Source organism: Acinetobacter sp. 1294596 (assembly GCF_000582925.1).
Taxonomy (GTDB): domain Bacteria; phylum Pseudomonadota; class Gammaproteobacteria; order Pseudomonadales; family Moraxellaceae; genus Acinetobacter; species Acinetobacter radioresistens.
The window spans coordinates 97,330-115,773 of the sequence record NZ_JFCC01000002.1; the positions used below are offsets into that span (position 1 = coordinate 97,330).

Sequence of the window (18,444 nt, forward strand, 5' to 3'; positions counted from 1 at the left end):
TACACCCGGCATTCATTTCCCCGGTGAGTATTTTCGGTTAATATGATTAATCGGCTATCAAAGATCAGAGAAATCAGTGCAACAATATGCTCCAACCCTACAGCGGGTTTTGTTATTTGGACTGTTTTTTATATTGGTATTTTTGGGCTTCCATGTGCTCAAATACTTTATTGTACCGGTCCTTTGGGCAGCAATTATCGCCTATATGACCTGGCCACTTTATCTGTCTATCCAGCGGATGTGCGGGCAGCGTTCAAGTATCAGTGCGTCTGTCATGATTGTTCTGATTATTCTGGTCATTGGTATTCCCCTGACCTTTGCTATTTTCATTTTGCAGCATGAAGGCCGTAACCTGTATTACGAGCTGCAACGCCAGATTTTTTCCGGTCATGTTTCTGTACCTGATTTTATCCGCGAGTTACCTATCATTGGTAAAGAAGTTACCCGGACCTTAAAAGAGCTAAATACTGACCCGCAGTCCATTACCCAAAATGTAGCTGCCTGGATCCAAGGTCATTTAGGTTATGGCCGTTTCGTCCTGAATGAAATTAGCAAAAATATTATTAAACTCTGTTTTGCGATCATGTCCTTATTCTTTTTTTACCGTGACGGACAGACTATTTTAAGACAGGTCAGTACAGCCATGGAAAAAGTAATTGGGCCACGTATCCATCATTATATGGACACTATTTCAGAAACTACCCGTGCCGTAGTTTATGGTGTGGGTCTAACTGCAATTGCTCAGGCAATCCTGGCTGGCTTAAGTTATGTAGTAGCGGGGGTGCCTAATCCAATGGTCCTGACTATTGCAACTTTCTTACTGGCATTAATTCCATTTGGTACCCCGGTCGCCTATGGCTCGGTTGCTCTCTGGCTATTTTCACAGGGACAGACGGTAGAAGCCATTGGTGTATTTGCATGGGGTGTCTGTATTGTCAGTACATCAGATAATGTTATTCGACCACTGGTAATCTCTGGTGCGACTCAAATCCCTTTCCTGCTTATCATGTTTGGGGTTCTAGGTGGAGTCGCCAGTTTTGGCCTGGTTGGTCTATTCATTGGTCCGGTAATCTTAGCCGTAATACTGGCAATCTGGCGTGAATGGCTGCATGAAACCACTGAACCCGAACCTGTGCCGGATGCTTCTTTGGCCTATGAAATCTTAAATGATGAAGAGCCGCCGAAATCACCGTAAATGATTAAAGTTAATAAACTTATACAAGACCATACTTAATGCTGATTGTGTATTGAATAGTGCTTTGCTTGAATTGGACTGCACAATAGTCACAATCAGGATGCACTGTATGTTTCCCTCCCTATTTAAAGTTAGCGCGCTTTGTGCACTGACTGCGGCGGTATCGGTAGGTTGTACTACCATGGATCATCACAATTCAGCCAAACAGCAGACCGTTACTGTACATGCTGTTTCACCTGAAGGTGTGGGTAGTAAAATCGGTACAGTTACCTTTCATGACAGTCCGCAGGGGCTTATAGTCATGACCAATCTGTCTAGTCTGCCTTCAGGTCAGCATGGCTTCCATATCCATGAACGTGGCTCATGCGAACCAGCGATGAAAGACGGAAAAATGACTGCCGCCCAGGCTGCTGGTGGACATTTTAACCCGACAGGTACAGGTCATGGTACTCCAACCACTGGTCATCTGGGGGACCTGCCCGCTGTTACGGTAGATTCCAACGGGAAAGCTAATCAGACCTTGCTAGCACCGCGTCTGACCTTGAGCCAGATCCAAGGACTTTCGGTCATGGTACATGCAGGTGGTGATAACTATTCAGATCACCCTAAACCGCTTGGTGGTGGTGGTGAGCGTATTGCCTGTGGTGTAATTAAATAGAATATAGCTCCTATAAAAAAAATGTGGACATCTCAACAGATGTCCATATTTTTTATTGCCTACTTAATGGGTATTTAATTCAGATCCTGCTGCTGACGCCGCTGCATTACTTTATTTAAAAGCATCCGTGGAAATGTAAACCAGAGCGCAATCAGTACAAGACATGCCAGACTGTATCCCAATAAATGAAACTGCTCGTAAAGCATACGAACCAGCTCAATAATAATGAAGAAGCTGAACATCAATAGCATTGATACTGCGGCTGCAACTGTTCCCTTAGAAACCTGTGATGACATCAGGGCAAACCGGTAAAGAACAGAAAAGCTCAGTCCCTCTCCAAAGCTGATCAAGGTCATTCCAATGATCAGACTCCACAAAAAATATGCTGGCCAGATCACGCCCAGAAGCAGGATAAAAGTACCGAATAGCATAATAGGCAGGCCTATAAGTACTGTTTTTCCTAATGCCAGCTTGTCGATCACTTTAATCAGTACAATATTGCCCAGGATCAGACCGCCAAGTACCGGAAACTGTGCCATGCCATATTGCAGACTGCTGAGTCCGAGTTCTTCGACCAGCATGACTGGAGAGAGTGCAATCCATAACATCAGCGGCATGCTGACCATCGGTAAAGCGAATGTTAAGCCTAAAAAATGCTTATCCTGATAAACCTTTTTGAAATCATAAAGAATATAGCTGATCGGCTGTTTAGGAATACTCTGCTTATACTCCGGCATTTTAGCTTTCAGACCAAACCAGCTTAAAAATGCCAGCAAGGCAATACCGATAAAACCCCAGTGCCAAGAAACATGGTCAATTAAAAAAGCACCCAAAATAGGGCCAAGCAAAGGTGCCAGCAAGGAGATATTGGCCATGAGTGCCATGACCTTAATCGCGTCACGCTCTTCAAAAGTTTCCTGAATGGCAGCATAGCCTACTGCGGTAATTACCGTCAGGCCAATGCCCTGTAAAAAACGCAGGGCCAGGAAAGTTTCAATACGTTGCGTCAATAAAATCAGCAGGCAGCACACTACAAAGAATAATACTCCAGAGAGCAGAACTTTTTTGCGGCCAAGACGGTCTGAAAGTGGTCCTAAAAGCCATGCAACACAGGCGCCACCCAATAGATAAAATGACATTGAAGAAGGTGCCCAGCTACTGCTGACTCCGAAGTCTCTAGTAATAGCAAGCATTGCCGGCTGGACCAGATCATTGCCGATATACACTGAAAATTCGAACAGGACCAAAGCCAATGGGAACATGAGCGTAGCGCGGCTCAATGTGGTGGTTTGAATATTTTGCATTGTTATCTACATATCTTTATCGGCTTTTAAGGCTGAGTATCATTTTTTGGGAGATAAACGTCAGCCCAATGACAAGCACTGAGTATTTAAAAATTAAGTTTTAGAAAATGCGCTTGAGAGCAGCGACTTAGAACACTGTATTCACAAAGTGTCTAGCAAGATAAAAATAATGATGTGAGATTTTATGACTTCACCAAGTACACCCACTTGGTCAAGTCAGTATAGTCTAACAGAGAATAATCTTAAATACTGTGAATTTTACAGCCGCAAAATTTATGTGTAGCAGTCTTCTTTTAAGAAAAATAAATAATTATATTTTTTACAGTGATCCACCCATTCCAGAAAATAAGGCTATATCGAGCGGATCCACCTTTAGCCGAATTATCTCTATAGATCAGTTATATATTTTCAGGGACACTGAGCAGCCTGAAAAGACTTGGTATTTTTACCACGCATGCATTGGTATGAACGTTGGGTATTTACCAGTTCCCAGTTATTTTCAATATGTTTGAAACTATAAATAGTGCGAACTGAACGGACCGAATCATCTTTTAAGCCGGTTTCAGTAACCTTTACCTGAGCTGCTGTCGGACGCTCAATATTATTAAAAAACTGGCGTATTTCTACTGTAGCAAGATCTTTGAGCAGCTCGGGACGCTCCTGTAAAACTTGCTGTATAGGTGTATCAGACTTAAAGTTCATGAGCTTGCTGGTTGTAGCGCAGCCACTCATCACGCCCAGTAACAGCGAAGATAAAATAAAAACTCTTAACATTGCATGTTCCCCTTCAGCAAAAAAAGCGTAGCCATTGTGCTACGCTTTTTTTGTTTACACTATTAAAGCTATGTAGTCTTAAAGATCAAACAGTTTGCCCGGATTCATAATACCATTCGGATCAAATACTTTTTTAAGGGCCTTCATATATTCAATCTCTTCAGCAGAACGGCTATAGTCGAGATAAGGCTTTTTGGTCATTCCAACCCCATGCTCGGCAGAAATTGAACCATCATATTTTTTTACGGTCTCAAATACATATTTGTTAACGACTTGGCATTTAGCAAAGAACTCGTCTTTACTCAGATTTTCAGGTTTTAAAATATTCAGGTGCAGATTGCCATCGCCAATATGCCCAAACCAGCAGATTTCAAAATCTGGATAATTGGCCTGAACAATTGCATCAATTTCCTTAATAAACGCCGGTACATGCGTGATCAATACTGAAATATCATTTTTATAGGGAGTAAATGGGGCAATTGACTCGGAAATATCTTCACGCAGACGCCATAGATTTTGTGCCTGGTCCAGAGTCTGACTCATCACACCATCAAGTACCCAGCCGTGCTCCATGCAATGTTCAAAGATTTCCATTGCCTTATCCATGATTGGCTCATAAGGTGCTTCAAACTCAAGCAGAACATAAAATGGGCACTGGCTTTCAAATGGACGCTGTACACGACCATGGGCTAGCACTTTCTGCATTGCCAGTTCACCAAAGAACTCAAATGCTGTCAGATCGATCTTGCTCTAGAACGCATGCAGAATAGGCATGATCGCATCAAAATCTGGCACACCCAGTACCATGACCTGTAAGTCTTGTGGCTGACGTTCCAGCTTGATTTCAGCTTCAGTTACCAGCCCCAATGTACCTTCTCCACCAATAAACAGATGTTGCAAGGCATACCCGGTTGCATTTTTAATCATACCTTTGTTCAGGCGTAAAATATCACCTTTACCAGTTACTACAGTCAGGCCCAACACCCAGTTACGAGTCATGCCATATTTAATAACCTTAATACCGCCTGCATTGGTACCGATATTGCCGCCAATTTGAGATGAACCTGAAGAAGCAAAATCAACCGGATAGTACATCCCCTGTTCTTCTGCATAAGACTGCAACTGCTCGGTTACAATCCCCGCCTGTACCCGTACCATCCGGTCTGCCGGAAAAAATTCCAGTACCTGGTTCATTTTATCCAAGCTCACCACGATTTCACCATTGGCTGCTACTGCTCCAGCAGAGAGCCCGGTACGCCCCCCTGAAGGGGTAATCGCAATATTAAACTGATTGGCCAGCTTGACGACTTGCTGAACCTGCTCTGTACTGGATGGAAAAACGATGACTGACGGGTTAGGTTCAAAATGCTTGGTATAGTCCCTGCCCCAGGCATCCAGACTGGCAGCATCGGTTTTAATACGGTTTTCCCCAACAATTGCAGAAAGTTGGGTCAATAATTCAGGTGCTAAAGTAACTGGAGCATTCATCGTTTTGCGGACCTAGCAAGAAATAGATTAGAAGTGCGGCACTATAGAAGCTTCATTTTCAATAAAATTTAAAGAACAACAATCTGATCATGAAATAGAAGCACTGCTTTGGACAAGATGAAAAAACCGTGAAATTTTTTCATTCCGGTATTAAAAGCGCTTACATTTTACCCCTAAGTCAGGCCGGGATAAAGCATGCTAAAAATATACTGTCACAACACCATTTATATAAGTACAGCAGGTTTTCAGGTTATGTTTGGCATGCTGGCGTTTTATAAAACCAGCCTAGCGACCATAAAGCAGGAAAATATCCACTGAGGCAGTCATAAAGCAAATGTCTATAGGGCGACCAATATGTTATCATACTGCCACTAAATTTGGCCTTTGTAGCGGAGCGGTAATGAGCCAACACCTTTCACTTCCTAAAGATAAAATTCGTTTCTTGTTGCTAGAAGGCGTTCACCAAAACGCGATCGACACTTTAAATGCTGCAGGTTATACCAACATTGACTATCGCAAGACTGCGCTTGAAGGCGAAGCGCTCAAGGAAGCGATCAGAGATGCCCACTTCATCGGTATACGTTCTCGCACGCAGTTGACCGAAGAGATTTTCCAAGCAGCCAACAAGCTTATCGCGGTTGGCTGTTTTTGTATCGGTACCAACCAGGTTGACCTAAAAGCAGCAATGGAACGTGGTATTCCGGTATTTAATGCACCTTATTCAAATACCCGTTCTGTAGCAGAGCTGGTACTGGCAGAAACCATTCTGCTGCTTCGTGGTGTGCCTGAGAAATCTGCTTCCTGTCATCGTGGTGGCTGGAATAAATCTGCCAACGGTTCATTTGAAACACGTGGCAAAACTTTAGGTATTGTGGGTTACGGCTCAATTGGTTCACAGCTCTCTGTTCTGGCTGAAAGCCTAGGCATGCAAGTTATTTATTATGATGTAGTAACTAAACTGCCTATGGGTAATGCCCGTCAGATAGGCTCTTTAGATGAGTTGCTTGCAACTGCTGATGTAGTGTCTCTACATGTACCAGACGTTCCATCTACCCGTAATTTCTTCACAAAAGAACAGTTTGCAAAAATGAAGCCGGGTTCAATCTTTTTAAATGCAGCACGCGGTACCTGTGTGGTGATTGAAGATCTGGCCGATGCTATTAAATCTGGCCATATTGCTGGCGCTGCTGTGGATGTATTCCCGAAAGAGCCAAAAGCAAATGGAGAAGAGTTCGTCTCTCCACTGCGTGGTCTTGATAATGTGATCCTGACACCACATGTTGGTGGCTCTACCATGGAAGCACAAGCAAATATCGGTTTGGAAGTAGCTGAAAAATTTGTGGCCTATTCTGATAAAGGTATGACACTTTCTGCAGTTAATTTCCCAGAAATTGCCTTACCGCTGACCGAAGGCAAACACCGTCTGCTACACATTCACAAAAACGTGCCTGGCGTTCTGTCAAAAATCAATACTTTGTTTGCCGAGCATAATATTAATATCTCAGGCCAGTCATTAATGACCAAAGGTGACGTAGGTTATCTGGTGATGGATGTAGATGCTTCTGCATCTCAAGAAGCACTCGATACTCTGCATCAAGTAGAAGGCACAATCCGCGTTCGTGTACTGTTCTGATCCGTACAAATACTGACAAAGCCACAACCGTGAGGTTGTGGCTTTTTCTTTGTGCCAGTCCTATAGTGAACCTGATATTATCCTTTTGATTACTCCAGTCTTTTTTTCATGCTTAATATAAAACAGGCACCGCATTTACAAGCTCTGTTGCTTCTTATACTGGCGATGCTTTCAGTACAGGGTAGCGGATCATTTGCCAAAGTACTGATCAGTGAGTTTCCGGTCATTACTGTGGCAGCACTGCGTTTAATGTTTAGTGCACTCATTCTGGCTGCAGTGTTTCAAATCTGGAAAATTAATCTCAGGAATATCCGCTGGAAAGCCATCTTGAGTTATGGACTGGCACTAGCTGGCATGAACTTGCTGTTTTATTTATCTATAGCCCGGTTACCATTAGGAATTGCAGTCGCTTTTGAGTTTATTGGCCCTTTGAGTGTAGCTCTGTTTTTTGCCCGTCAGCGCTATGATTTTATCTGGATCGGCCTTGCGGTATTAGGCCTTTTATTACTTCTACCCTTAGATGAAACGCAGCAGTCACTTGATCTGTTAGGTATAGCTTATGCATTAGGGGCCGGCGCCTGTTGGGCTGTCTATATTATTGCAGGGCAAAAACCTTCGGGTATTTCAGGGAATCATACGGTCTGCCTGGGCATGATGGTCGGCACATGCTGTTTGCTTCCAGCCGCTTTACTGTTTACACCCGCCACTCTTAGTGCATTTGAATTACCTCATATAGGTTCTTTTATTGTCCTTGCCATACTGGCCAGTGCCTTGCCTTTTTCTCTAGAAATGATTGCACTACGTAATCTGACTGCACTTAGCTTTGGTACTTTAATGAGTCTGGAACCTGCGATTGCTGCATTTTCAGGTTTTTTATTTCTGGGTGAACAGCTGCTCTGGAGCCAGTGGCTCGCATTGGCAACTATTATTGCTGCTTCAATTGGCTGTACAGTAACAACTCAACGCGCGCGCCTACGCGCCCAAGCTAAAGATTCCTCGGCTTCTTCAAACTAGGTATTTTTTCCCAGCTCTATTTATCCGGGCTTTGGTTATAATAGACTCTATTTCTTTCTTTACGATCTGGGTAAATGCTCTGATCACGCGCGCCTATGTCAAACTCATCTTTGCTTGCTGTGCTATTCATGGTTTTATCCATGATTTCCTATCAGATCAGTGCATCCTTTGCCAAACAGCTTTTTTCAGTTCTGGATCCGCTGACTGTAACTATTTTAAGGCTGTGTTTTGCCGCTATACTCGTAACTCTCATGTTTCGTTCCTGGCGCATCATTTCAAGACTGCCTTATTTACGGTGGCGTGATCTGCTCTGCTATAGCGCATCACTTGGCCTGATGAATATTCTGTTTTATCTGTCACTAGATAAACTTCCTCAAGGTATTGCAGTTGGGCTGGAGTTTGCAGGACCGCTAGGCTTGGCTTTATTGTCGGTCAAATACCGTAGCGACTACATCTGGGTATTACTGGCTATTATTGGAATTGTACTGATGGTGCCTTGGGGCAGTGCCAATGCCGAGAATTTTTCAGTATTTGGAGCTGCCTGTGCACTGGGGGCCGGCTTCTGCTGGGCAATTTATATTTATTTTGGTCAAAAAGTAGTACAGCAAAATATTGGAATGCATGCATTGACGATTGCCATTATTATCTCAGCACTGGCACTCTTGCCTATCGGATTATATCAGGATGCTCCTGCACTAGTGCAAACCCAGCATTGGGGTAAAGTACTTATGGTTGCCTTATTGGCTACCGCTATACCTTATGCACTGGATCTGCTGGCACTGAAAAGCCTGAGTAAACTTAGCTATGGTACCCTCTCCAGTCTCTCGCCTGCACTGGCTGCGCTGGCTGGCATGGTCCTGTTAAAAGAACAGATTAATACCTGGCAGTGGGTCGCGCTTGGCTGCATTATGCTTGCCTCAGTTGGTGTAACGGTAGGAACCAGCAAACGCTCACGCCAACCGGTCACCGATTTCTAAAAGCCCAATAAACCAAAAAAGATGGCTCTTGCCATCTTTTTCTGATACTACAGCATGGTTTTACTGATTTCCTTATAGTGTTCATATTCGTTCAGATATTGTTTGGCCAATACAGTTTTTTGCTGCTCATCCAGAATTTTGCCAGCCTGCTGAAAAAAACGGTGTTCTTCTTCAGTCAGATGGTGATGAACCGTCTCAGTCAGTTTTTTTGCCAGTGCCAGCCAGCCTGTATTACTCATATCCAGCTCGGTGAGCTCTTCAACCATTTCATCCATTTCATGATGTTCAGCCAAAGCATGGCGAGTAATACCCAGACCGGAATCAGTCATCATTAAGGGAATATAAAAAAAGCGGTCTTCAGCCACTTCATGAGCGAACAGCTCGTTTTTAAGTGCTTGAAATACACTACGGCGCTCTGGAGAGTCTCCATGGGTTTTTAAAAGCTGGTCAGCAAGATCGCGCTGGCGTTCATGACTCTCGCGCAATGCTTCAAATATATTCATACTGCTCCCCTTTCTCTAAAATATTCATTGGCTAAGGTGATGATGCAACCCGTACAAAATATTTCCAGTTGGATATAATTTTATTAAAGTCTTATCTTTAATGTTTGTTTATATTAGCTTTTTTGCAGGCTTCACTTTGTCTTTAAAAAACCGTGTTTTTGTATCAGCTTGTATTCGCTGTGCTTTTTTATTTTACATGAAGCCTGCTGTTACCATCTGATAGGTCAGGCGTATAATCAGGATACTCACCAGAATTAAAAATAAAATCCGGATAAGGCCACTTCCATACTTTAAAGCCAGCCGGACCCCCATTAAAGACCCGAAAATATTGGCCAGTGCCATACCTAAACCAATACCAAACAGAACATGACCAGTTGGAATAAAAAAACTTAAAGCTGCCAGATTGGTCATTAAATTACCAATTTTAGACAGTGCAGAAGCATGTAAAAAATCAACGCTTAAAAACCGGATGAAGAAGAAGATAAAGAAGCTACCTGTTCCAGGGCCAAAAATACCATCATAGAATCCGATTAAAATACTGCCGAGTGCCGCTATTAACAAGAAACTGGAGTTAACCGGACGTTCAGTATGCACCTGGCCGAACTGCTTTTTCATGAAAGTATATACCGCCATGATGATCAGCATAAGCAGTACCAGTGGACGCAATACAGAAACTGGAATCATCGATACACAGGCAGCCCCGATAAAACTGCTGACAAATGCGCAGCCGGCAATGACCACCAGTAACTTCCAGACAAAACGCACCCGTCTGGCGTAGGAAAATGCAGCTGAAGCAGTACCTGCGATTGACGCCAGCTTGTTAGTACCGAAAATTGTTGCTGGGGGCAAATGCGGGAAAGTTCCCATCAGTGCTGGAATCTGGATCAGGCCACCGCCTCCAACAGCAGCATCAATCAGGCCTGCACAAAACGCAAAAAAAACCAGACTGATAATAATTTCGATATCCATATCCAGATCTATCCTTGACGTTTAGTATTGCAGTGAATCAGAGATTCAGCACCCTTTTTGGTACCAGCCGTTTCTTATCAGTAATTTCTGCCAGACCCAGACATTTTTCACCGTCAAATACCAGCACTTGGGTCTCTGCTATATGCTCGATATTACTTTCCATACCCCGGCTAAAGTATCCGCTTCGTCCTTCTGGTACCTGTATTTTAGGAAAATGGTCAACCGGTGCATAAACTGGTAATAATAGTGCCTCACGTTCAGCTTCATTCAGACTTTCCAAGTATTCGATGGTATAGCTGGGAATCAGGTCGAAAGGCCCTGTTTTTATACGGTGCAGATAAGTCAGATGGCCATAACTCCCGAGCGCCTGAGCAATATCTTCCCCCAGGACACGAATATAAGTTCCTTTAGAGCAGGTTATATCCAGCGTAATACTCTGCGCCGTAAATAACAGTAATTCAATCGCATAAATACTCACTGGCCGTGCTTCACGTTCAATTTCAATACCTTTACGTGCCAGCTCATATAAGGGACGTCCCTCTTTTTTTAAAGCCGAATACATCGGCGGCACCTGTTCGATATTACCCTTAAACTGGGCCAGTACCTGCCGGATTCTCTCTTCGTCCAGTTCGGGTATCTCGGCCTGTAAAAGTATTTCACCTTCGACATCACCAGTAGTCGTACTGTGCCCAAGCTGTATAGTGGTCTGATAACGTTTGGTTGAATCAAGCAGGTAATGCGAAAACTTGGTGGCTTCACCCAGACAAATGGGTAACAGGCCTGAAGCCAAAGGGTCGAGTGCCCCAGTGTGCCCGGCTTTTTCAGCACGATACAGCCAACGTACCTTTTGCAATGCTGCATTTGAACTGATCCCCAGCGGTTTATTCAATAAAAAAACCCCGTTAACCGGGCGGCGCTGAATCTTGGATGAGGATCGTTTCATGAGAAAAATCAGATTAGAGTAAGTGCCGTCATGTTATCAATCTGTTCCCACCTTTTACAACTTTTCTATAGGTTCCAGAAAATTTTATGGCATATTGAACCCGATTCTAAAAATTAAAATAAATAGAACGGCATTACAGGTGCATAGGAATGCAGAAATATAAAATATGGATGGTTTTATCTATTGTTATCATTTGTGTAGCAGGCCTGATTTTCTGGCTTATGCCTCAGGATAAAACCATAAAACAGCCGGTTGGACCAGCAGCGGCTTCTGGGCTGTTACCCCAACAAACCGTACTAACTCAAGCGCAGGTTAAAGCAGGTATTCCCTACCTGAGTCCAAGCCAGAAGGATACTGAAATAAACTGCCAGCTCCGGCTAGATTCTTCTAATCGCCTCATCATTAATGAACAGACCCGTAACTGTTTTGAATATTTTATTACACAATATGGTGAGAAAAATATTGAGCAGATCAAGCTCGATTTTAAGTCCTATATTCAGACAGTTCATAAAGACCCCGCACAGTCACAGATTCTGGGCCTGTGGAACCGTTATATTGACTACCGTATTGCTCTAGGTGACTTGCAGGCTTCAAGTACCGACAGAGACAGCACACAATACTATCGCGCTATTTTTAACAAGATGAAAAATCTGCGTCAGCAGTTTTTCTCGGCTTATGAAATAGAAGGTCTGTTTGGAACCGAAAATATTTATCATCAATATACACTGGACCGCATGGACATTCTGGATGATAAAAATCTGTCTGAAAGTGAGAAAGCACAGAAACTTAAAGAACTGTTCAAACAGCTTCCACAAGACTGGCAGGATAATCTTGAGCAGCTTAATAAACTCGAAGATTTAAGAAAACTTACCGCAGATATTCAGGCACGCGGTGGTTCAAATGATGAGATACGCCAGATGCGGCTAAATCTGGTGGGACCAGAGGCAACCCAACGTCTGGAAAGACTGGACACTGAACGTGACGACTGGAAAAGCCGGGTGAACCAGTATCTGAGCGCACGCCATCATATTAAGACAGGCGGGATGAGCGAGGCAGCGAAAGACCAGGCAATACAGCAGCTACGCCAGCAATATTTTAATAATGCACAAGAGCAGTTACGGGTTGAAACCTTTGAAACTGTACATGACCAGGGTGGCAAGCTGCCTTTTGCCAACTAATCTAATGTATGGATTACTCATCTATCAGTATAGCTCAACAACAGTTCTGCTTGATGAACAAGGTAAACAGTGACTTGAGCAATTTAGTCCAGCACTTTATAAACAGGAAAATTTTTATGTGCAATACACCAAATACAATGTTCAGGCATAAATATCAGAGTACAAAAATTAACCAAAACCCTTATCCTAAAATTCCAGAAAATGTATATTGATTTAACAGCCATTTAAAGAAGATCAGTAATTACTCGGCACTTTAAATATTCTGCTTATTTGCATGAGATAACTGAAAAATAAAAAAACCAGTTCATCAGGGAGGTACATAGCTATATCTAAATTGGACTTTATTATTTCATCACATCAGGGAGGAAAAACTAAAACAGGTGTTGCTAAGTCATAAATAAAAAAAGAAACAAAATTAAGGATAGATTATGGATTATACGAGTAAAAAAATAAAAATACTCAGTGCTGCTATGCTATTAGCCAGCATCACGTCCCTGACCACAATAGCGCATACCAAACCTGCGATATTACAGGTTCAGGAAAAAGCATTATCAGATTATGCCAAGACCAGATATCCAATTGTGATGACTCATGGCTGGTTAGGCTGGGCTAGAATTGGCAACTCAAGCTTTAATATTGATTACTGGTATCAGATTCTGCCAGATATGGCGCGTAATGGCTCAACTGTATTTGCCGCTCAACTCTCGCCGGCCAACACTACTGAAATACGTGGCGAACAGCTGCTGAGTCAGGTCGAAGATGTATTGGCCATTACTGGCCAGCATAAAGTCAATCTGATTGGTCACTCGCATGGCGGACCTACGGCACGTTATGTAGCCGCCATCAAACCACAATATGTTGCCTCGGTTACTGGCGTAGGTGGAACATTTCGTGGTTCAAAGGTAGCAGATGATATCCAGAATAATACAGCAACCCGGACCGTATTTAATATTGTCGGTGACTATCTAATCGCGCCTCTGATTTCATTGGCACAGTTGCAGTTTGACTTGCCCATTGATTTTGATGGCTCAATGAAATCCCTTACTGAAACAGGATCGGCCGATTTCAACCGGCGCTTCCCAACCTCTGCCTTGGCCTCTGACTGTAACCGGCAAGGTACTAAAGTAGATCGAGGAATTCATTACTATTCCTGGACCGGTACAGCACAAACAACTAATTTACTGGATATTGACAGCATCCTGATGCAATTAGGACCAGTGTCCTATGGCAACAAAGACAATGACGGAATGGTTGCACGCTGTAGCACCCATATTGGCCTTGTGGTTCGGGATAACTACAACCTGAATCATACAGACCTTGCCAATATGATGTTTGGCTTAACAGGCCGCTTTGCTCCTGACCCGGTAGCGCTATTTCGTCAACATGCCAATCGCTTAAAACTTGAGGGCTTATAAAAGCTGACTGAACAGCACTTTCTCTCTGGTCAGTTACATCATCAGATGGATGACCCATTAAGAATCAAATCAGTATCAGAATAAAAAAATTGAGGATTATTATGAAATACGGACAATTCATTCTTGCTATATTTTTTGCCTCAGTAGCTTTAACAGCAAAAGCGGCAACCAGCGCTGAACAGGCTACGACCAAACTGATCGTTTCAAATTATGCTAAAACTAAATATCCAATCGTATTCAATCATGGTATGGCAGGGTTTATCAGTATTGGTACAGACCAGTTCGGTCTCGACTATTTTTATCAGATTTTGCCAGATCTGGCACGTAATGGAGCAAATACGTGGGCAACCCGGGTATCACCTTTAAACTCTACTGAAGTACGGGGAGAGCAGCTTGCGCAGCAGGTCGAAGAAATTCTGGCCCTGACAGGCGCACAAAAGGTGAATTTGGTCGGACACTCTCATGGTGGTCCTACCATCCGTTATGTTGCCGGAGTTTTACCTGAACGTGTGGCTTCATTGACAGCAGTCGGGGCACCTAATAAAGGTTCACCAGTAGCTGACCTGATTTTAAAGGCTGAAGGTACTGTCGTAGAGGCACCCCTGGTGGGCGTAGTCAATTTGGTTTCAAAAATGATTACCTGGGCTCAAGGACTTGATCCAAATAGTTATCCACATGATACCTTGGCAGGTGGCAACAGCTTAAGCCTGACAGGCTCAGCCCAATTTAACAGCAGATTTCCACTTGGTATGCCTACTACGAGCTGTGGTGAGGGCCCGTATCAGCAAAAAGGCATTTATTTTTATTCATTTACAGGCGTAGGAGCTATTACTAATGCCCTTGATCCAGACTCGGCATTAAAGGCCACCAGTTTACTGATTGACCAGGGTCAAGATAATGATGGGCTGGTTTCACGCTGTAGCGCCCGCTTTGGTAAAACAATCCGTGATAACTATCACTGGAATCATTTAGATGAAGTGAATCAGGTTTTAGGTTTAAGAGATGTGTTTGCACCTGACCCGGTAGATGTTTACCGGCAGCATGCCAATCGCCTAAAACTTCAGGGTTTATAATATATTACTAATTATAAAAAATGCGCCTTCTGGCGCATTTTTTAGCTGTATAAAACTGATTAAGCTTCAGTTTTACGAGCTGGAAGTTTTTCACGGATACGTGCAGCTTTACCAGACAGGTCGCGCAGGTAGTAAAGTTTAGCACGACGTACAGCACCGCGACGTTTCACATCAATACGAGCAACGATTGGAGAGTGAGTTTGGAATACACGCTCAACACCAACACCGCTAGAAATTTTACGTACTGTGAACGCAGAGTTCAGTCCACGGTTTTTCTTAGCAATTACTACGCCTTCGAATGCCTGTAGACGTTCACGGTCGCCCTCTTTTACTTTTACCTGGACAACTACTGTGTCACCTGGTGCAAAAGCCGGGATGTCTTGTTTAAGCTGAGCATTTTCTACAGCTTGTACTAAAGGATGCTTACCGCTCATGGGGTATCTCCAGTATGCGCGAGTCAGAAGAGGTCTGATCATCGCTGGGTATAGAGGCTAAAACGCATAAACCCGATTGACTTTCCCTTTATGCTTGACCGCTTCAATGCATAAAGAGCCTATTGAAATACTTCAGGCAAACTGCCTGTAGTATATATGCTTGGACAATACCTGTTATTTGGCCTGTCTTTGCGAATCTTGTAGCCATTTCTTTTGCTGCTTGGTCAATTCAACTTTTTCTACCAGCTCGGGCCGGCGTTCTAAAGTACGTTGATAGCGCTGCAAAAACCGCCATTTTTCAATATTGGCATGATGTCCCGATTTTAAAATCTCTGGAACATGCATTCCCTCAAAATGGTCTGGCTTGGTATATTGCGGGCAGTCTAACAGACCATCCACAAAAGAATCTTGCACATGAGATTGCTCATCAGACATCGCACCCGGAAGCCTCCGGATAATACTGTCTAATAAAACCATCGCCGGCAGTTCACCACCCGATAACACGTAATCACCAATTGACCATTCCTGATCAACATATTTCTGGATCAGACGTTCATCAACCCCTTCATAACGGCCACACAGTACAATCAGTCCGTCATATCGAACGAAGTCCTGTACCGCAGCCTCATTTAGGGTTTTTCCCTGTGGCGACATATATACTACAGGAACATGAACTGCACCTGCCTGCACAGCAAGCTCTTTGGCATGATGAATTGCTTTTGCCAGAGGCTCAGCCATCATCACCATACCGGGACCTCCACCAAATGGACGTTCATCCACCCGTTTGTAGTTCCCTTCAGCAAATTCGCGTGGATTAATACAATGAATTTGCATTAAATCGCGTTTTGCTGCGCGCCCGCTAATCCCAAAACTTGTAATCGCTTCAAACATTTCAGGAAAAAGCGTAATGACTGCAAAAAACATCACAGACTCCTCTATTTTCCTGCTGCGTTAATCCTAAACAGAATTAAAAATCTACGCCCCAATTCACGTAGATACGACCAGTTTCGAGATCAACCCGCTGTACCACATCTTTATGCCATGGAATCATTCGCTCTTCGCCGTCAACACTGTCAGTGGTCGCGCGTACCACCATCACGTAATTGGCACCTGTTTCAAACAGTTCATGAATTTGTCCGAGATTAACTTCCTGCTCTTCTTCATCCAGACCCAGCACAGTGAGTCCTTTTAAATCTGACCAGTAATACTCATCCACACCTGGTTGTGGCAGTTGCGATTTTGAAATCCAGATATTTGCGCCAACCAGATTGTCTGCTGCGGTACGATCACTCACACCTTTCAAGCTTACAACCAGGCCTTTACCATGTGGTTTCCAACGTTTTACATCGACAATTTGCCAACCTGCTTTGGTTTCAATGTACCAAGGCAGATAGTCAAATATATTACTCATGGGTTCTGTATTGGAATAGACCCAGAGCCACCCATTTAATCCATATGCTGAACGTAACTGTCCAATCTGAATACGATCTTCGGGAACATTCTGTGTTGGTGTCATGGGCTAACTACTACCTGAAATTAAGCAGCTGTTGCAGCTTTTTTAGCTTGAGCAGCCAAAGAAGCAACACGTTCAGAAGGTTGAGCACCTTGAGAAACCCAGTGAGCAAAACGGTCAGCATCTAAACGAAGTTTTTCTGCTTTACCTTGAGCTGTAGGGTTGAAGAAACCGATACGTTCGATGAAACGACCGTCACGTGCATTACGGCTATCAGTCACAATGATTTGATAGAACGGACGTTTTTTAGCACCACCGCGTGCAAGACGAATAACAACCATGATAGAACCTTATAGTTTTTACGGATTATCCCTGTACCGACCATCGATACGTTTCAAACCCCTTTCATAGAGGGCAATATTTTACGCGAAGTTTACCCTGAATGAAAGATTAAAAAGTATTTATCCGCAATTTTGAATTTAAGTTAGCGGCCGTCCCAGTTGGAAGTAATAGAAGGAACACAAGCACTTCCTCCTTTGTCACTTCCTTTAGTCCAGCATTTTTCTCCGCGATGATTTAGAACCAAGTGACCATCACCAAACTGGGTGGCATCGCTTATAGGAATAGCTGTTAAGGTCCATGTCCCCGCTGTTACATTTGATAAAGCCAGATTATAAAGAGCTTGCCCTTGTTCAGGACTTACTGAGCTTCGACCTAAGTCTGCTAGAGAAATAGGCGTACCATCTGATTTTAAAAAAGTAAAGTTAGCAATTTTATAGCGCTGTAATAAATTCCCTATCGCCAACATTTCGCTTTGAGTTTCAACCCTTTTAGTTTTTCTTATATACTCTTGGTATGAGGGATAAGCTATAGCGGCCAAGATCGCTATTATAGCTACCACGATCATAAGCTCAATAAGAGAAAAGCCTTTTATTTTATTTACCATGCTTCACTTCCTGTTACTTCTGTTCCACATGTAGTAAAAGTGACTAAATTTGCTGCTTTATTTTTACATTTCAACCCGGTGCTTGTTTGCAAAAAATTATAGTTTTTACTGTCATTTGATACTGCACGTATAGCCCAGCTCTGGCCAGCTGCTCCAATATTAGTAAGAGCCAAAGAAGGGTCTGCTCCATCACGGACTGTAATAGTATACTTTATAGCAGCATCTGTGGCACCGACTGGTATAACCACAGGATCTGGCGTAGTAGAAAAACCTTTATAATTAAAGTTTCTGGCTCTATTTCTTTCCAGCTGGGTGACAAGACGTTGTATTTCCTGTTGGGCCTGAGATGCGACAGCGCGACGTGTATACTCTTGATAACTTGGTAGAGCAACTGCTGCGAAGATTGCCACAATTGCAACTACAACCATAAGCTCAACAAGTGTAAAACCTTTTATAAACCTCAAGGATTTCTTCTGCATCACTTATT

The 18,444-nt window shown here is 43.3% G+C and carries 19 protein-coding genes and 1 pseudogene; 8 read left to right on the top strand and 12 right to left on the bottom strand.

Annotated features, from left to right (window positions below; genetic code table 11):
* Positions 1-76: 76 nt before the first annotated feature.
* A complete protein-coding gene (locus J502_RS01785) occupies positions 77-1,195 on the top strand; it encodes an AI-2E family transporter (RefSeq protein WP_005024339.1) in 1,119 nt (372 codons plus the stop codon).
* A gap of 109 nt (positions 1,196-1,304) precedes the next feature.
* Entirely contained in the window at positions 1,305-1,853 is a 549-nt protein-coding gene (gene sodC / locus J502_RS01790; protein ID WP_034682897.1) for a superoxide dismutase family protein, read from the top strand.
* A gap of 74 nt (positions 1,854-1,927) precedes the next feature.
* Here sodC and craA read toward each other — a convergent pair whose 3' ends face one another.
* From craA to J502_RS01805, 3 genes and pseudogenes are all read right to left on the bottom strand, one after another.
* Entirely contained in the window at positions 1,928-3,157 is a 1,230-nt protein-coding gene (gene craA / locus J502_RS01795) for a chloramphenicol efflux MFS transporter CraA (protein WP_005024335.1), read from the bottom strand.
* A 408-nt stretch (positions 3,158-3,565) separates the two neighbouring features.
* The gene (locus J502_RS01800) at positions 3,566-3,931 is read right to left on the bottom strand and encodes a hypothetical protein (RefSeq protein WP_005024332.1); all 366 of its coding nucleotides are present in this window, start codon (positions 3,929-3,931) and stop codon (positions 3,566-3,568) included.
* Positions 3,932-4,009: 78 nt separating this feature from the next.
* Positions 4,010-5,419: pseudogene (locus J502_RS01805) on the bottom strand (D-2-hydroxyglutarate dehydrogenase).
* 400 nt (positions 5,420-5,819) lie between these two features.
* Here J502_RS01805 and serA point away from each other — a divergent pair.
* The 3 genes from serA (at position 5,820) to J502_RS01820 (ending at position 9,043) form a co-directional block, all read left to right on the top strand.
* Positions 5,820-7,052: a phosphoglycerate dehydrogenase gene (gene serA, locus J502_RS01810; protein WP_034682898.1), complete on the top strand. Its 1,233-nt coding sequence runs from the start codon at positions 5,820-5,822 to the stop codon at positions 7,050-7,052.
* Between the two features lie 108 nt (positions 7,053-7,160).
* Positions 7,161-8,066 (top strand): EamA family transporter, encoded by a 906-nt coding sequence (locus J502_RS01815; RefSeq protein ID WP_034682901.1) that lies wholly within the window; start codon positions 7,161-7,163, stop codon positions 8,064-8,066.
* A gap of 95 nt (positions 8,067-8,161) precedes the next feature.
* A complete protein-coding gene (locus J502_RS01820; protein ID WP_034682903.1) occupies positions 8,162-9,043 on the top strand; it encodes an EamA family transporter in 882 nt (293 codons plus the stop codon).
* 47 nt (positions 9,044-9,090) lie between these two features.
* Here J502_RS01820 and J502_RS01825 read toward each other — a convergent pair whose 3' ends face one another.
* The 3 genes from J502_RS01825 to truB all read right to left on the bottom strand — a co-directional run bounded on the left by J502_RS01825 (position 9,091) and on the right by truB (position 11,458).
* Positions 9,091-9,546, bottom strand: a complete 456-nt coding sequence (locus tag J502_RS01825; RefSeq protein WP_005018199.1) for a hemerythrin domain-containing protein — start codon at positions 9,544-9,546, stop codon at positions 9,091-9,093.
* A gap of 192 nt (positions 9,547-9,738) precedes the next feature.
* On the bottom strand, positions 9,739-10,515 hold the full coding sequence (locus J502_RS01830; protein ID WP_034682904.1) for a sulfite exporter TauE/SafE family protein: 777 nt from the start codon (positions 10,513-10,515) through the stop codon (positions 9,739-9,741).
* A gap of 37 nt (positions 10,516-10,552) precedes the next feature.
* The gene (truB, locus tag J502_RS01835) at positions 10,553-11,458 is read right to left on the bottom strand and encodes a tRNA pseudouridine(55) synthase TruB (RefSeq protein ID WP_034682906.1); all 906 of its coding nucleotides are present in this window, start codon (positions 11,456-11,458) and stop codon (positions 10,553-10,555) included.
* A 149-nt stretch (positions 11,459-11,607) separates the two neighbouring features.
* Here truB and J502_RS01840 point away from each other — a divergent pair, with 149 nt between their 5' ends.
* The 3 genes from J502_RS01840 (at position 11,608) to J502_RS01850 (ending at position 15,124) form a co-directional block, all read left to right on the top strand.
* Complete coding sequence (locus J502_RS01840) at positions 11,608-12,636, top strand: lipase secretion chaperone (RefSeq protein ID WP_026443876.1); 1,029 nt, start codon at positions 11,608-11,610, stop codon at positions 12,634-12,636.
* Positions 12,637-13,106: 470 nt separating this feature from the next.
* Positions 13,107-14,051, top strand: a complete 945-nt coding sequence (locus tag J502_RS01845) for an esterase/lipase family protein (RefSeq protein ID WP_502322084.1) — start codon at positions 13,107-13,109, stop codon at positions 14,049-14,051.
* Positions 14,052-14,152: 101 nt separating this feature from the next.
* Entirely contained in the window at positions 14,153-15,124 is a 972-nt protein-coding gene (locus tag J502_RS01850) for a lipase family alpha/beta hydrolase (RefSeq protein ID WP_034682910.1), read from the top strand.
* A gap of 59 nt (positions 15,125-15,183) precedes the next feature.
* Here J502_RS01850 and rplS read toward each other — a convergent pair whose 3' ends face one another.
* The 6 genes from rplS to J502_RS01880 form a co-directional block, all read right to left on the bottom strand.
* On the bottom strand, positions 15,184-15,558 hold the full coding sequence (gene rplS, locus J502_RS01855) for a 50S ribosomal protein L19 (protein ID WP_005024307.1): 375 nt from the start codon (positions 15,556-15,558) through the stop codon (positions 15,184-15,186).
* Positions 15,559-15,732: 174 nt separating this feature from the next.
* Positions 15,733-16,482: a tRNA (guanosine(37)-N1)-methyltransferase TrmD gene (trmD, locus tag J502_RS01860; RefSeq protein WP_005404606.1), complete on the bottom strand. Its 750-nt coding sequence runs from the start codon at positions 16,480-16,482 to the stop codon at positions 15,733-15,735.
* 43 nt (positions 16,483-16,525) lie between these two features.
* A complete protein-coding gene (rimM, locus tag J502_RS01865) occupies positions 16,526-17,074 on the bottom strand; it encodes a ribosome maturation factor RimM (protein ID WP_034682911.1) in 549 nt (182 codons plus the stop codon).
* Between the two features lie 20 nt (positions 17,075-17,094).
* The gene (gene rpsP / locus J502_RS01870; protein WP_005018185.1) at positions 17,095-17,352 is read right to left on the bottom strand and encodes a 30S ribosomal protein S16; all 258 of its coding nucleotides are present in this window, start codon (positions 17,350-17,352) and stop codon (positions 17,095-17,097) included.
* Between the two features lie 143 nt (positions 17,353-17,495).
* Positions 17,496-17,957: a type IV pilin protein gene (locus J502_RS01875; RefSeq protein WP_026443881.1), complete on the bottom strand. Its 462-nt coding sequence runs from the start codon at positions 17,955-17,957 to the stop codon at positions 17,496-17,498.
* Positions 17,951-18,436, bottom strand: coding sequence for a type IV pilin protein (locus J502_RS01880; RefSeq protein WP_026443882.1), 486 nt, complete (start codon positions 18,434-18,436; stop codon positions 17,951-17,953). Before J502_RS01880 ends, J502_RS01875 begins: the two co-directional genes overlap by 7 nt.
* Between the last annotated feature and the right edge of the window lie 8 nt (positions 18,437-18,444).

Bases quoted from the DNA above. Each gene is read 5' to 3' on its own strand.
- rpsP (WP_005018185.1), bottom strand. From the start codon at position 17,352: ATGGTTGTTATTCGTCTTGCACGCGGTGGTGCTAAAAAACGTCCGTTC.
- J502_RS01875 (WP_026443881.1), bottom strand. From the start codon at position 17,957: ATGGTAAATAAAATAAAAGGCTTTTCTCTTATTGAGCTTATGATCGTG.
- serA (WP_034682898.1), top strand. From the start codon at position 5,820: ATGAGCCAACACCTTTCACTTCCTAAAGATAAAATTCGTTTCTTGTTG.
- J502_RS01800 (WP_005024332.1), bottom strand. From the start codon at position 3,931: ATGTTAAGAGTTTTTATTTTATCTTCGCTGTTACTGGGCGTGATGAGT.
- J502_RS01820 (WP_034682903.1), top strand. From the start codon at position 8,162: ATGTCAAACTCATCTTTGCTTGCTGTGCTATTCATGGTTTTATCCATG.
- J502_RS01850 (WP_034682910.1), top strand. From the start codon at position 14,153: ATGAAATACGGACAATTCATTCTTGCTATATTTTTTGCCTCAGTAGCT.
- sodC (WP_034682897.1), top strand. From the start codon at position 1,305: ATGTTTCCCTCCCTATTTAAAGTTAGCGCGCTTTGTGCACTGACTGCG.
- rimM (WP_034682911.1), bottom strand. From the start codon at position 17,074: ATGACACCAACACAGAATGTTCCCGAAGATCGTATTCAGATTGGACAG.
- J502_RS01825 (WP_005018199.1), bottom strand. From the start codon at position 9,546: ATGAATATATTTGAAGCATTGCGCGAGAGTCATGAACGCCAGCGCGAT.
- trmD (WP_005404606.1), bottom strand. From the start codon at position 16,482: ATGTTTTTTGCAGTCATTACGCTTTTTCCTGAAATGTTTGAAGCGATT.
- rplS (WP_005024307.1), bottom strand. From the start codon at position 15,558: ATGAGCGGTAAGCATCCTTTAGTACAAGCTGTAGAAAATGCTCAGCTT.
- J502_RS01845 (WP_502322084.1), top strand. From the start codon at position 13,107: ATGCTATTAGCCAGCATCACGTCCCTGACCACAATAGCGCATACCAAA.
- J502_RS01840 (WP_026443876.1), top strand. From the start codon at position 11,608: ATGCAGAAATATAAAATATGGATGGTTTTATCTATTGTTATCATTTGT.
- craA (WP_005024335.1), bottom strand. From the start codon at position 3,157: ATGCAAAATATTCAAACCACCACATTGAGCCGCGCTACGCTCATGTTC.
- J502_RS01815 (WP_034682901.1), top strand. From the start codon at position 7,161: ATGCTTAATATAAAACAGGCACCGCATTTACAAGCTCTGTTGCTTCTT.
- J502_RS01830 (WP_034682904.1), bottom strand. From the start codon at position 10,515: ATGGATATCGAAATTATTATCAGTCTGGTTTTTTTTGCGTTTTGTGCA.
- J502_RS01880 (WP_026443882.1), bottom strand. From the start codon at position 18,436: ATGCAGAAGAAATCCTTGAGGTTTATAAAAGGTTTTACACTTGTTGAG.
- truB (WP_034682906.1), bottom strand. From the start codon at position 11,458: ATGAAACGATCCTCATCCAAGATTCAGCGCCGCCCGGTTAACGGGGTT.